The 14,136-nt window shown below is 28.2% G+C and carries 13 protein-coding genes, 5 tRNA genes, 2 rRNA genes and 1 other RNA gene; 13 read left to right on the forward strand and 8 right to left on the reverse strand.

Features of this window, described 5'->3' with window-relative positions:
* Window positions 1-159: 159 nt before the first annotated feature.
* The 10 genes from UPA3_RS01570 to UPA3_RS01615 all read left to right on the forward strand — a co-directional run bounded on the left by UPA3_RS01570 (window position 160) and on the right by UPA3_RS01615 (window position 6,222).
* Window positions 160-3,070, forward strand: a 23S ribosomal RNA gene (locus UPA3_RS01570).
* A 64-nt stretch (window positions 3,071-3,134) separates the two neighbouring features.
* A 5S ribosomal RNA gene (gene rrf / locus UPA3_RS01575) occupies window positions 3,135-3,238 on the forward strand.
* A gap of 111 nt (window positions 3,239-3,349) precedes the next feature.
* On the forward strand, window positions 3,350-3,820 hold the full coding sequence (gene greA / locus UPA3_RS01580; RefSeq protein ID WP_006688739.1) for a transcription elongation factor GreA: 471 nt from the start codon (window positions 3,350-3,352) through the stop codon (window positions 3,818-3,820).
* 79 nt (window positions 3,821-3,899) lie between these two features.
* Window positions 3,900-3,983 (forward strand) — tRNA-Tyr (locus UPA3_RS01585).
* Window positions 3,984-3,988: 5 nt separating this feature from the next.
* Window positions 3,989-4,063: transfer RNA gene (locus UPA3_RS01590), tRNA-Gln, on the forward strand.
* A 67-nt stretch (window positions 4,064-4,130) separates the two neighbouring features.
* A tRNA-Lys gene (locus UPA3_RS01595) sits at window positions 4,131-4,205 on the forward strand.
* 60 nt (window positions 4,206-4,265) lie between these two features.
* Window positions 4,266-4,351 (forward strand) — tRNA-Leu (locus UPA3_RS01600).
* 3 nt (window positions 4,352-4,354) lie between these two features.
* Window positions 4,355-4,428: transfer RNA gene (locus UPA3_RS01605), tRNA-Gly, on the forward strand.
* Window positions 4,429-4,490: 62 nt separating this feature from the next.
* Entirely contained in the window at window positions 4,491-5,258 is a 768-nt protein-coding gene (locus tag UPA3_RS01610; RefSeq protein WP_006688671.1) for a tRNA1(Val) (adenine(37)-N6)-methyltransferase, read from the forward strand.
* Window positions 5,259-5,310: 52 nt separating this feature from the next.
* Window positions 5,311-6,222, forward strand: a complete 912-nt coding sequence (locus UPA3_RS01615) for a deoxyribonuclease IV (RefSeq protein WP_010891729.1) — start codon at window positions 5,311-5,313, stop codon at window positions 6,220-6,222.
* Window positions 6,223-6,455: 233 nt separating this feature from the next.
* On the opposite strand, the gene UPA3_RS01620 is transcribed toward UPA3_RS01615, so the two are convergent.
* Both UPA3_RS01620 and UPA3_RS01625 read right to left on the reverse strand, forming a co-directional pair.
* The gene (locus tag UPA3_RS01620) at window positions 6,456-7,406 is read right to left on the reverse strand and encodes an ATP-binding protein (RefSeq protein WP_006688808.1); all 951 of its coding nucleotides are present in this window, start codon (window positions 7,404-7,406) and stop codon (window positions 6,456-6,458) included.
* A gap of 2 nt (window positions 7,407-7,408) precedes the next feature.
* Window positions 7,409-8,554, reverse strand: coding sequence for a replication initiation and membrane attachment family protein (locus UPA3_RS01625; RefSeq protein WP_006688561.1), 1,146 nt, complete (start codon window positions 8,552-8,554; stop codon window positions 7,409-7,411).
* 336 nt (window positions 8,555-8,890) lie between these two features.
* Between UPA3_RS01625 and UPA3_RS01630 the strand changes: the two genes are divergently transcribed.
* Entirely contained in the window at window positions 8,891-9,451 is a 561-nt protein-coding gene (locus UPA3_RS01630; RefSeq protein ID WP_006688579.1) for a hypothetical protein, read from the forward strand.
* A gap of 67 nt (window positions 9,452-9,518) precedes the next feature.
* Here the strand turns inward: UPA3_RS01630 and rpsT are convergent, their stop codons facing one another.
* Window positions 9,519-9,773 carry a 30S ribosomal protein S20 gene (gene rpsT / locus UPA3_RS01635; RefSeq protein ID WP_006688746.1) on the reverse strand — a complete coding sequence of 85 codons (255 nt, stop codon included), beginning with the start codon at window positions 9,771-9,773 and terminating at the stop codon, window positions 9,519-9,521.
* 182 nt (window positions 9,774-9,955) lie between these two features.
* Between rpsT and rnpB the strand changes: the two genes are divergently transcribed.
* An RNA gene (gene rnpB, locus UPA3_RS03240) (RNase P RNA component class B) lies at window positions 9,956-10,318 on the forward strand.
* Window positions 10,319-10,361: 43 nt separating this feature from the next.
* Here rnpB and UPA3_RS01640 read toward each other — a convergent pair.
* The 5 genes from UPA3_RS01640 to UPA3_RS01660 are packed head-to-tail and all read right to left on the reverse strand — an operon-like array spanning window position 10,362 to window position 13,586.
* On the reverse strand, window positions 10,362-10,802 hold the full coding sequence (locus tag UPA3_RS01640) for a GNAT family N-acetyltransferase (RefSeq protein WP_006688620.1): 441 nt from the start codon (window positions 10,800-10,802) through the stop codon (window positions 10,362-10,364).
* Window positions 10,780-11,355 (reverse strand): tRNA (adenosine(37)-N6)-threonylcarbamoyltransferase complex dimerization subunit type 1 TsaB, encoded by a 576-nt coding sequence (tsaB, locus tag UPA3_RS01645; RefSeq protein ID WP_006689124.1) that lies wholly within the window; start codon window positions 11,353-11,355, stop codon window positions 10,780-10,782. The genes UPA3_RS01640 and tsaB overlap by 23 nt, the downstream gene beginning before the upstream one ends.
* A complete protein-coding gene (locus UPA3_RS01650; RefSeq protein ID WP_010891730.1) occupies window positions 11,348-12,247 on the reverse strand; it encodes an RluA family pseudouridine synthase in 900 nt (299 codons plus the stop codon). Before UPA3_RS01650 ends, tsaB begins: the two co-directional genes overlap by 8 nt.
* Before the next feature lie 2 nt (window positions 12,248-12,249).
* Window positions 12,250-13,041, reverse strand: a complete 792-nt coding sequence (locus UPA3_RS01655) for a lipoprotein signal peptidase (RefSeq protein WP_006689112.1) — start codon at window positions 13,039-13,041, stop codon at window positions 12,250-12,252.
* A complete protein-coding gene (locus tag UPA3_RS01660) occupies window positions 13,041-13,586 on the reverse strand; it encodes an inorganic diphosphatase (protein ID WP_006688700.1) in 546 nt (181 codons plus the stop codon). Before UPA3_RS01660 ends, UPA3_RS01655 begins: the two co-directional genes overlap by 1 nt.
* Window positions 13,587-13,751: 165 nt before the next feature.
* Between UPA3_RS01660 and UPA3_RS01665 the strand changes: the two genes are divergently transcribed.
* Window positions 13,752-14,132, forward strand: coding sequence for a hypothetical protein (locus UPA3_RS01665; protein WP_006688533.1), 381 nt, complete (start codon window positions 13,752-13,754; stop codon window positions 14,130-14,132).
* The last annotated feature ends 4 nt before the right edge of the window (window positions 14,133-14,136 follow it).

Below are 14,136 nucleotides of genomic sequence, written 5' to 3' on the forward strand. Positions count from 1 at the left end.
CTCTCCCATAATAATTAATTTATTATGGATGATCGATCTTTGAAAACTGAATAATTATCAACAAATCTTTCTAATCATTGACATTAAGTTGTCAGTGAACAGAAACTATATTAAATTAAATATAGTTAACAATCATAAATAAACAACTTTAAGGATTTATAATAAGTTACTAAGAGCTTATGGTGAATGCCTTGGGACAAACAGGCGATGAAGGACGTGCTAATCTGCGATAAGCAACGGGTAGCTGATAAGAGGCTTTAATCCGTTGATCTCCGAATGAGGAAACTCAATCTAATGAGAATTAGATTACTGTATAAATGAATTCATAGTTTAACAGAGCGATACCTGGTGAAGTGAAACATCTCAGTAACCAGAGGAAAAGAAAACGAAGTGATTCCCTGTGTAGCGGCGAGCGAAAGGGGAGCAGGCCAAACCGAATTTCGATTCGGGGTTGTAGGACTACAATATGGAATAGAGAATGATAGTAGAATTGGTTGGGAAGCCAAATCATAGAGGGTGATAATCCCGTATACGAAATTATTCTTTTACCTAGTAGGATCCTGAGTAGGGCGGGACACGTGAAATCCTGTCTGAATCCACCCAGACCATTGGGTAAGCCTAAATACTAGTTTGTCACCGATAGAGCATAGTACCGTGAGGGAACGGTGAAAAGAACCCAGAGATGGGAGTGAAATAGAACCTGAAACCATAAGCTTACAAGGTGTTAGAGCACATTAATGTGTGATAGCGTGCCTTTTGAAGTATGAGCCAGCGAGTTATTATAGCATGCGAGGTTAAATCGTAGAGATGGAGCCGTAGGGAAACCGAGTCTTAATAGGGCGTTTTAGTATGTTATAATAGACGCGAAACGGGGTGATCTATCCATGGGCAGGTTGAAGGTGAAGTAACATTCACTGGAGGACCGAACCCACTTTCGTTGAAACGACAGGGGATGACCTGTGGATAGTGGTGAAATTCCAATCGAACTCCGTGATAGCTCGTTCTCGTCGAAATATTTTTAGGAATAGCGTTAGATTATTGGGAATATGGGGGTAAAGCACTGAATCTATGATGGCGCCACCTCGGTGTACTGAATAGAATCAAACTCTGAATACCATATTACCTATTCTAGCAGTCAGACAGTGGGGGATAAGCTTCATTGTCGCGAGGGAAACAGCCCAGATCATTAACTAAGGTCCCTAATATATGCTAAGTGGAAAACGATGTTGAGTTTCATAAACAGCAAGGATGTTGGCTTAGAAGCAGCCACCGTTTAAAGAGTGCGTAACAGCTCACTTGTCGAGAGACTCTGCGCGGAAGATGTAACGGGGCTAAGCATATAACCGAAGTTATGGGTTACATATTATATATGTAGCGGTAGACGAGTGTTGTATATGGGGCGAAGGTAGACTGTGAAGACTACTGGACTTTATACAAGTAAGAATGCTGGCGTGAGTAACGAATGAGAGTGAGAATCTCTCAAACCGATTGACTAAGGGTTCCTGGGCAAGGGTCGTCCTCCCAGGGTAAGTCGGATCCTAAGGCGAGGCTGAAAAGCGTAGTCGATGGAAAACAGGTTAATATTCCTGTACCTACAAATTGTGTGATGGAGTGACGGAGAAGGTTATTATGTGCCGGTTATTGGATTCCGGTTTAAATAACAAGGTTAGTAAGTTGGCAAATCCGCTTACTATTAGGACCAAGTTATGAATACGAGCGACCCCTTCGGGCAGTAGCGAAGACATATACATCATGCTTCCAAGAAAAGCTTCTAGCGTTAAACAATTGGTAGTCCGTACCGAGAACGAACACACGTGGTCAAGGAGAATATCCTAAGGTTAGCGAGTTAACTACAGTTAAGGAACTCTGCAAATTAACCCCGTACGTTAGCAATAAGGGGTGCTCGCTGTAAAAGGTGAGCCGCAGTGAATAGCGAGGGGGGACTGTTTAACAAAAACACAGCTCTATGCTAAGTCGTAAGACGATGTATATGGGGTGACACCTGCCCAATGCTGTAAGGTTAAAGAAGAATGTTAGCGCAAGCGAAGCTTTTAACTGAAGCCCCAGTGAATGGCGGCCGTAACTATAACGGTCCTAAGGTAGCGAAATTCCTTGTCGGGTAAATTCCGTCCCGCTTGAATGGTGTAACCATCTCTTGACTGTCTCAACTGTAGACTCGGTGAAATCCTGGTGAGGGTGAAGACGCCCTCTTGGCGTGATTGGACGGAAAGACCCCATGAAGCTTTACTGTAGCTTAATATTGGGAAATTTTATTACTTGTAGAGCATAGGTAGGAGACTGTGAAGTATACTCGCTAGGGTATATGGAGTCAACGTTGGAATACTACCCTTGTGATAAGATTTCTCTAACCTGCAGCCATGAATCTGGCTGGGGGACAGTGTTAGGTGGGCAGTTTGACTGGGGCGGTCGCCTCCCAAAAGGTAACGGAGGCGCGCAACGGTACCCTCAGCACGGTTGGAAATCGTGTATAGAGTGTAATGGTATAAGGGTGCTTGACTGTGAGACTTACAAGTCGAACAGGTAGGAAACTAGGTCATAGTGATCCGGTGGCTCAGAATGGAATGGCCATCGCTCAACGGATAAAAGCTACTCTGGGGATAACAGGCTGATAGTGCCCAAGAGTTCATATCGACGGCACTGTTTGGCACCTCGATGTCGACTCATCTCATCCTGGAGCTGAAGCAGGTTCCAAGGGTTCGGCTGTTCGCCGATTAAAGAGATACGTGAGTTGGGTTCAAACCGTCGTGAGACAGGTTGGTCCCTATCTGTCATGCCCGTAGGAAGATTGAGAAGAGCTGTTCCTAGTACGAGAGGACCGGAATGGACACACCTCTTGTGATCCTGTTGTCGCGCCAGCGGCACTGCAGGGTAGCAACGTGTGGAATAGAGAAACGCTGAAAGCATCTAAGTGTGAAACTAACTTCAAGATTAATCTTCCCTTTCTTAAATGAAGTAAGAATCGTTAAAGACTATAACGTTGATAGGTCGGATGTGTACGCACGGTGACGTGTTTAGCTAACCGATACTAATAATTCGAGGACTTATATAAGTTCTTAGTTAATTTTTAGAAGAATAGTTGATAATATTTAGTTTTCAGATGTCGATCATAATTGTGTAGTGATTATATCAGAGTGGAAATACCTGTTCCCATCCCGAACACAGAAGTCAAGCACTCTAGAGCCGAAAATAGCGCAAGTAAAATAGGTCATCGCTACGCTAGAACCAACCTTGAAATTTAAGAGGTTGGTTTTTTTATTTATTATTAATTTTTATATATTATGTAATGATATAATTAAATAATATATTTTTATTTATATGGGGCAACACTATGGCAAAGTATACGATATCAAAACACCGTCTTGAAGAATTACAATTAGAATTAAGAGAAATTTTAGATGTTAAGTGACCAGCAATTACAAAGCAATTACAAGATGCACGCGAACAAGGTGATTTATCTGAAAATGCTGATTATGATGCTGCAAAAAATGAACAAGCAGCATTAAAAAAACGTAAAGATGAAATTGAAGAAATTTTAGAAAATTATGAATTAATTGAAGATGTTTTACGTTCAACTGACGAAGTTTCCATTGGATCGACAATTGAAATTTATAATTATCAAAAAGATTGTGAAGAAGTAATTACACTAGTTGGTTCAATGGATTCAGATCCTTTTGCAAACAAAATTTCAATAGACACACCACTTGGAAAAGCTCTTGTAAAACAAAAAAAAGGTACTGAAGTTACAGTTCATACTTTAGCATCACCTTATAAAGTAAAAATTATAAAAATTATTGATTAATTTAACTAAAAAAAGATTGACATTATATAATAATTTTACTATAATTTTATAGTGTTTTATTAAACACACTATATAAATTGGACAGATAGCGAAGTGGCCAAACGCATCCGGCTGTAACCCGGCTCCGAGAGGTTCGTAGGTTCGAATCCTACTCTGTCCACCATTTATTGGCCTGTAGCCAAGAGGTAAGGCAGAAGATTTTGATTCTTCCATGCGTAGGTTCGATCCCTACCAGGCCAGCCATTAAATTATTTATTTTTTAACCACAATTATTTTCGTTATTATGTTATAATAATTATTGTGTGTTTATGCCTCATTAGCTCAGTGGTAGAGCATTTCACTTTTAATGAAGGGGTCAAAGGTTCGAAACCTTTATGGGGCACCATTTATTATTTTAAAGTAATGCATGGTTAACAATTATACATTGTATTACTTTTTTATTTTTGCTGGAGTGGCGGAATGGTAGACGCACTGGACTTAAAATCCAGTGACTTCACGGTCGTGAGGGTTCAAGTCCCTCTTCCAGCACCATTTGCGGGTGTAGTTCAATGGTAGAACTATAGCCTTCCAAGCTATTAGTGTGGGTTCGATTCCCATCACCCGCTCCATTAATAATATTTAACTAAACTCCACCCTATTAGTGGAGTTTTTCTTTAATTAAGAACTACTTATGCAAAAAAAATACATTAAAAATACTTTAGGCTTTGATACAAATTTATTTATATATCAAGATAAAAAAATGTTCAATTATTCAATTGATACTATTCTGTTAGCAAATTTTATAAGCTTATCTTCTAAGACGAAAAAAATTTTAGAAATAGGAACAAATAATGCTGCATTGAGTATTTTTTTAGCTTTGCGCAAAGAGGATATAAAAATTGATGCGATTGAAATTCAAATAGAAGCAATTAACCTTGCATTATTAAATGTTAGTCAAAATCATTTTGAAAAACAAATTAATATTATACATGCTGATTTTAATCAATATTGGAAAGATTTTGATAAAAGCGAAAATAATAAATATGATGCAATAATCTGTAACCCCCCTTTTTATAAACAAGATAAAATTATTCCATCAACTAAAAATCCATTAAAAACTTTAGCTTTATATGAAATCACGCTTAATTTTGAACAAATTATGCAAGGGTGTGCTAAGATAATTAAACAAAAAGGAAATTTAGCAATGGTTATTCCTACAACGCGTTTAGTTGATCTTTTAGAAATTATGCGTAAATATCAATTTGAACCAAAACGAATTAAAATGATTTATCCACGAATCTATGAACAATCAAATTTAGTTTTAATAGAAGCGCGTTACAAAAGTGGTTGAGGTACACACTTTGAACCAAATCTTTATTTACATTATGAAGATAAACAAAATCATCAATATACTGAAGAAGTTTTAAATTGATATAAACCAATTAAGTTTAAAAAATAATTGTAAGTAAATTAATTAAATTTCTATTTTAAGGATGATGAAAATGAATAATATGGATAAATATAATTTAATTATAGGTAGTCATGTAAGTTTAAAAGCTAAAGATTTCTTTTATGGTAGTGTAAAAGAAGCATTATCTTATGGTTCTAACACGTTTATGGTTTATACTGGAGCTCCACAAAATACAAAACGTCAACCGATTAAATCATTTAAAATTGAAGAAGCACATAATTTGTTAAAAAAACATAATATTAATTTGGATGATTTAATTGTTCACGCTCCATATATTATCAACCCTTGTTCTTCTAAAAAGAATGTTCGTGAACTTGCTAAAGAATTTTTAATTCAGGAAATCCAACGAACAGAATCTATGGGGATCACTAAACTTGTTTTACATCCAGGATCACGTTTAGAACAAAATGAAGATATAGCTTTAGAACAAGTTTATACAATGTTAAATGATATTTTTTCAACTATTAATACTAATGTAATTGTTTGCTTAGAGACCATGGCTGGTAAAGGTTCTGAAATTGGGGTAAATATAAAACAATTAAAAACCATTATAGACAATGTTCATTCTAAAAAAAATATTGGCGTTTGTTTAGATACTTGCCATATGAATGATAGCGGTTTGATTTTAGATTATTATAATTTTAATCAATATTTAAAAGAATTTGATGCACAAATTGGTATTAATTATATTAAAGTATTACATATTAACGATTCTAAAAACCCTTGTGGTGCAAACAAAGACCGCCACGAAAATTTAGGATATGGAACGATAGGTTTTGCAAATTTAATTAATATTATTTACCATCCCTTATTAAATAACATCCCTAAAATTTTAGAAACGCCTTGGTTTAATGTTAATGATGAATTAATTCCTTTATATAAGCATGAAATAAAAATGATTCGCGACTGCAAGTGGTATGACATTAAAAACAAATTATTATCGAAGAAATAAAAACTATTTTTAAATACAAATAAGTATTTCTAAAAAAAAAAAAAAAAAGGAGAAGTTCTCCTTTTTTTCGATCACAATTTTTTATGATCTTATTGGTTATTTAAATAGTTATAACATAACGACTTTTGCTACAACTAGATTGTTGAAGACTAATCTAACAACTAGAAGTGCTCGAATAACCATACAAGCCATTGATATAATAATACACTATTTTTAATAAAAAAGCAATATTTTTATGAATTATTTACAACTTTAAAAACACTTGGCCCTGTTATTTTAAAAATATTACCATATGTGAGATATTCGATACGATTAAATAAGCGTAATTTAGTTTTTTGTTCTTCAATATTTGTTGTATTTTTTGTTGAATTAATTAATTGTTCAATTGAAAAATTAGAAATAAAAATGGTTTGTCTTGTTGATTTTAATCTATTTTCAATAATAGGCATTAAAATTGTTGAAATCGATCAGTAATTTAAATTAACGCTAGAAAAATCATCAATTACTAAAACATCAACATTTGAAAGTAGATTAACTAATTCATTAATTACTAAATCTGATGTATCTTTGTAGTTAAAAAATTGGATTACATTTTTAAATAGATCATTTAAAGTAATATAAGCTATCTTTAAGTTATATTTTAATGAAATAGTATTGGTATAAGCTTGAGTAATTATTGATTTGCCTACACTAAAATCACCATAAATAAAAGCAGATTTTGGTTGTTGATTATTATTTTTAATTAACGTATTTTTTTTATTTTTTCGTGCTTCTTCTAAAAAGAAATTAATTAATTTATTTCGTTCTGCTAATAAATTAGCATCTAATATTTCAGTTTTTTTAGAAAATATTTGACTATCATCTGCTAATGAGATATTATAATCCATATTTTTGATCGTATTTAAAATATAATTTCTTTTAATTTTATCTACTTTATTTTCTTTTTTAACTACTACTAAACATAAGTGATTATATTCATTACGATTTAATTGATAAATGTAATAACTATCATTTTGATTGTTTAAATTATTCAAATAAGAACGATAAACTTCAACTATATCTCAAAAGTATAAATTAAATTCTTCTTCTGTTAAATTAATTGCTTTAATATTCGGAATTTCTAATGCTTTTTGATAATTAAAATTCTCTAAATCTAATTCATCATCAACTTGATTATTGTTCATTTTTATAAATCTCCAAATTTTACTTCAATAAAATTAGTATTTTTGAAAGTATTAGCATTATCACTATCTTCACAAATTAATTCTTTATGATCATTCTTTTTATTTTGAAAAAATTTAATCATTTCATACTCATCTTTAATATTGATTCCCAGTACTGTTTCTTTAATACGTTTTAAATATTTTACATTTAAACGCCCTAAATTTTTAAATAAAACAAAATCTAAGATAACATTAACAATTGGATCACTTAATGATTTGTCATACGTTAATAAATTGATAGCCTCTTTATCTTTTAAACTTAATTTTTCTTTACGAATATGTTTTAAAAAATCTGAAGGTTTAAAATTATTATAATCATTAATTACATTTTTGAATCGATCTAAATTACTGTTTTTATTAAAAATATTAAAATCACGTTCAATATTGTAATATTGAAATTTTGTTTTATTTTTTTCGAATTCCATATTTGAAAAAATTGTTAATTCTAATTTATTTAAATCAATTGTTAAAAAATCAATATTATTAATTAAATTATTTTTGATTAAATTTAACATTTGATCAATACTAAATTTATATTTTTTGAAAAAATTTATTAAGCACAACTTTGTTGATTCATCAATTTGAAGTGATAATCCATATTCTTTTAAAATTATTTTTTTAATTTTATCTAATTTATTTTCGAGATTGTTAAAATGATTTGTCTTAAATTGAGCTGATAAATCAATTAAACGATTAGTATCAATATTATTCTCTTTATTTAATAAATTTAAAACATTATAATGATTTAATGAAACATTATTTTTTAATTCTTCATTAAATTTTTCAATATTTATAAATTCGCTAAATTTTAATGGTCGAAAAACTTCAATTACTTGTTGGGAATTATTTTCAAAAGAATAAATTTTAATTAAATCAACATTAATTAATTTAGTAATTAATTCGTTGTATGTATTAATTGAAATATTAAGTTCATCTAATAAATATTCATGAGTTAAATTAATTGTACCCTTTTTATTAAAAATATTTTCTCTATTAACGAATCAAGAATATAAAGCTACTGCTTGCATACCAATTAGTGGTGTATAAAAAGAATATAAATGGTCATCATTTTTAACAAAATTACAATTTTTCTTAATTACTATATCCATAAACCTTACATATTCCCTTTGAATTTTAATCAAATCTATTTTTCATTAATCAATATTTTAGATGCTTTTATTTAATTTAATTGTCAATTTATTTATTTGATGCTATTAAATATAAACATAATAAGAGTTATGCACACTATTAAAATACTTCTTTTTTATTAAAAATCAATGTTTTATATGTTTAAAAAAAATATACACAATGATGTTTATAAATTATAAACATTAATAAAAAATTCTAAAAAAAATCTAAAAAATTGTGAACATTTTATAAATAAAAAAGATTAAATTATATATTTATAAAACCGTTATTATTTATATAAAAAAAGAGGTTATAAAATGTTTGAACAAGTATTTTTTTTAGCATCCATTAACGACAAAAAGATTATTAGATGATTATATGAACGTTATCATAAAATTTTTTTAAAATATATTAATGAGCAATTGAATTTTAAATTTTATACTTTAGAGATTGAAGCAAATGATTTAAAAACTATTATTTATGAAATATTTTTAAAAATATTTCAAGTAACTAGAATTAAAAGTTTAAATCAATTTATAGGATTTGTTAAACGGCAAATTTATTTTTATTTAGTATATTTATTACGTAAATCTTTATCTAATAAAAATTTAGTTAATCATTTAAATAATAATAATTTTGAAAATTATGAATTAATTAGTACCAATTCAGATGAAGTTGGTGCTGAATTAAACAACAGATTTTTAATTTATGAATTTTTAAGAAGTATTCAGAAAGAAAATTTATTTTTATATCATTTTACTATTTTAATTATTAAAGGATATAATACAAAGGAAATTAGTGAAATTTTAAAAATTAATTCTGCAAAAATTTATTATTATAAAGCACTTTTAAAAAAATATATAAAAAAATTATTATAAAAATACTGGGGTGAAGTTACTTTCATTTCCCAGTATTTTTATAAAAGAATCAAAAGATTTTCTTAATTTATGCTGTGACTTCTAAGTTTGTTTTAAAAGCTTTTGCTGTTCTTGATTTTAAACGATTTGCTTTATTTTTGTGAATAACACCTTTTGAAGCTGTTGTATCAATGACTTTGTAAGCTTCATTAAGTTGAGCTTGTTCATTTGAACTTCTTGTTTTTTTAACAATTGTTCTTAATTTAGACATTTTAGCATGATTTTCCTTACGTACTTTTTGCGTATGTCTGTATGTTTTTTCATTTGAAACAATATTTGCCATATACTCGCCTCCTACCTAATATTTGAATTCTAAAGTTTAATTTCATGTTTGAATATAACTTGTTTATTATATCAAAAATAATAAATAAAAAAAAATAAATGTTTTAACAGATTAAATTTATTTATTAAAAATAAGATGAATTTTCTAAAGCTTTCATAACTTTTAAGTTATACTTTAATGGTGTAAAAAGCTAATTGCTGCATTTTTTAAAAAATGTAGAGGAAAGTCCGTGCTCACACTAACTGTGATGTTAGTAGTGTTTGTGTATGTATAATTAATAAGGCATAGCATAGGCATATGACGGCAAATTTTTAAGCTAAGTGATTTAAATTATATGTTTAAAAATTTATAAAAGTGCCACAGAGACGATTAATCAAGAAATTGATGAGATGAAACGTTGGTAAACCCCACAAGTGAGAAACCTAAATTTCGGTAAGGGAATCTAATTTAGTAAATTAAGAAATTAAATTAGGATAGAATTGTTTACATTCTATAGATAAATAATTAGCGCTACATTTTTGTAGAACAGAACACGGCTTATTTTTACATGCAAAAACCCACTCTTATAAAAAAGAGTGGGTTTTTGTATTATGTTTGATTATATTTTCAAATCATTAAAATAGCATCAGAACCATTGGCATAATATCTTTTGCGAATGTTTTGTTTTATAAAACCATGCTTTAAATAAAAATTTAATGCATTTGTATTAAGATCGCTTACTTCTAATAATATGTTTTGCTTTTTTTGTTTTAATAAATCAATTAATAAACTACCAATTTTTAAATTACGATAATTTTCATCAACACCAATTTTTAAAATTTCATTAAAATCAACACTCTTCATATAAATTAAATAAGCAATGTTTTTTTGCTCATATTCAACAATTATTATTTGATAATTTGAATTATGAAAAATTTCTTCTAAATTTCTCATCGAATAACAATCATTTAAGAAAAATCTATTTTCAAAAATAGCAATATCATTCAAATCTTTTTGATCAGCAGGTCTAATTAAGAGGTTTTTTAACATAATTTAATCTAAAATCTAAGATATTAGTTAACTTAAAATTATCAAATTTTAAGTTATATATGAGATCATGATAGTCAATTTGATTTGCATCAATTATTGTTAATGATGTATTTTTTAATTCATTTTGTAATTCTTTATTAGTAATAATTTTATATTCGTTTTGAATATTATTAGTAATAGTTATTACATACGATTTATTACCTTTAGCATCTAAATAAACAAAAACATCATTCTTACCATTGGCTATAATATTTAAACTATCATTAATAAAAAGTTTAATTTTATTAAAAATTGTACAAATCGTTTTAGCAACAATAGCACCAACACGTATTCCAGTAAATGATCCTGGACCAGTATTTAAATATATTGCTTCTAGATCTTGATATTGCAAGTTAGTGATTTTTAATAAATTATTAAGGTGTTCAACAATAATATCTGTAAGATTATTGTTTGTATCAACAATAATGCTAGTATGGATTTTAAAGTTTTTATAAATTGCTAAAATACATTTTCTTGATGTAACATCAATAAACAATTGGTATGTACTATTCATTTGCTTTTAACTCTCTAATTAATTCCATAAATTCTTTTGGCATATTGATTTTAAATTCTACTTTTTTATTAGTGGATGGATGATTAAAACTAATATAAAAACTATGCAAGTATTGCTCGTATTCTGTGGTATGTTTACTAATCCCATATAAAGGATCATTATAAACAGGGTGATTAATATAACGCATATGAACCCGTATTTGATGAGTTCTACCAGTAATAATACTTACTTCAACAAGGGCGGTATTTTTATATTGCTCAAGTACTTTAACGATACTGATAGCCTCTTTAGTATTTTTAGAATTGCCTGTTTTCATTCTTAATTTATCTTGATAACTATGGCCAATAGGCTCATTGATCATAAAATGCAAATGCTGCATATCAAAACGATTATGAACAATAGCATAATAACTTTTTCTTATGGTTTTTTGCATAAATTGTTGTTGCAAAGAATTAAGCGCTATTTGATTTTTACAAATTATAATTAATCCAGATGTATTTTTATCCAAACGATGTGTAATATAAAAATTATCAGTTTTTAAATAATATTTTAAAGCGTTTGCTAATGTATTTTGCTCATGAAAACTAGTTGGATGAACTAACATACCAGAAGGTTTGTTAACGATCAATAGATCCTGATCTTCAAAGATAATTTCTAATGAATATACAAACGGTAACAATTTTTTTTGCTCTTGCACTATAGGTAGTTCGTTATTGATTTGAATATAATCATTCTTTTTTAATAAATAACTTGCTTTACTAATAAAATTGTCATTAACTAATATTAGGTTTTGGTCTAACATTTTTTTAATTAATGTTCGTGAATAATTAGTATTTTCTACTAAAAATTTATCGATGCGTTGAGACGACATTAAAGAATATAGTATTTTCATTGCTATGATTTTTTTAAGTCATCATATCCGAATGGTTTGTTAGAAATTTCGTTGATTTCTAAATCATTCTCATCGGCAACTTTTTTTATAATGTCTTGATTATCACTATCATTTTTTCATTTGATAATAAATCTAATAACTAAAATAACAACTAATACACAAACACCAACAACAATATAAACATCAAAAAGATTAATTATACTATTAACAAATTTTCAATAATCAACAACACCATTAATAACATCATCGCCTCCACCAACACTATTAGGATTTATAAGGCTATTGTGAAATATATTTGGTAAAGCATTGAATAATTCAAATTCTGGAATTGAGCGATCAATAATATTTCCTAAACCGCCAAATAATAGAAAAAGCAATGGAACATAATAACAAGAATTTTTTAAAAAAATAAATGATAAAAATCCTAATATGATGGGGATTGATTGTAAAGTATAAACAATTCCGCTATGGTTATTAATTCTACCAAGAGCAATCCCATTATTAAGTGTAAAATGAAAAATAGGACCATGATGCGTTTCTTTTGTTTTGACAACTAAATCAATAGCTCATTCACGAACCAAAAAACCTGATAATAGCACAATTAAAGCAACAATAATAAAATTAATTATTTTATAAAAAATTACATCTAATGATGTTATTGATAAAAAGTAATCACGAATGCTTTTATTGTTTATTTTTAAAATAATTTTCTCAAAAAAATTTATTTTTCTAAGTGATTGATTAAATTTTTTAATTATTATATAAAAATTTGAATTTTTGATTTTTTGAAGCATTATTTAATGTACTTTTCTGGACGTTCTTTCATCATTTTAGTTACAAATTCATCTTTTTTAAGATGGCCATATTCTTTCATTAAAAGAACACATTCTTCATATTCTTTTTGAGCTCATATTTCATCTTCAAACCCCAAGATTTTAACTTTTTTATTTTGTAAGTTTTTGTAATTTTCAAAGAAATCTTGCACTTCTGCTAATCAATGTAATGGAATATCTTTGAAATTATTAATGTGTTTATAACGAGGATCAACATCAATAACTGCCAATAATTTAGTATCTGTTTCTCCTCCATCAATCATTTTCATGGCGCCCAAAACACGTGCAGGTACTTTAATTCCTGGTTGGAATGCTTGATCAGCAAAAACCAAAACATCCAATTCGTCACCATCATAATCTAATGCTTCTTTTAAAAAACCATAATTATGAGGATAAACCATTGAACCGTGTAAGATACGATCAACCATGATTTCTTTAGTTGCACGATCATATTCATATTTAATATTTGAGTTCTTTGGAATTTCAATAGTTACATTTAATTTCATACTACCTCTCCTTTTTATTAATCTAAATATCCTTAACTAATATTTTATAATTATATTATGTTTGTCTTATTTTATATTTGATAAAAATAATTGATTACCAATAAAATATACTTAGAAATAATTAGTATCATTAACATAGAAATAAAAATAGTAAGGATATAGAAGATGAAAAATTTTTCAAAAAATAGAAATATTAATAATTTTAAAAACCCTTTAAGAGTTATTGAAGGAATTGTTCGTGAAATTAAAAATAATGAACTTCAAATTGATTTTGTTAATAGTCATAAAAAAGGAGTTTGTAAGTTTATTAATTTGACAGATTATCATTGAAATACAATTTCTTCGCGTTTTTTAATTAACAGTAAACACTTATTTTTAGTTTCAAAATTTGACCCAATTCGTCATGTTTATTGATTAAATTATAAAATTATTCATCCTATTGAAATTAAAAACAAACGTCGTTCTTACCCCACTTTATCTCATGATAGAAATTTACGGATCTTTTTAAATAATCTATTAGAAAAAGAAAATGAATTAAAAAACTAAAAAT

Origin of the sequence: Ureaplasma parvum serovar 3 str. ATCC 27815, from assembly GCF_000019345.1 — a bacterium.
GTDB lineage: Bacteria > Bacillota_I > Bacilli_A > Mycoplasmatales > Mycoplasmoidaceae > Ureaplasma > Ureaplasma parvum.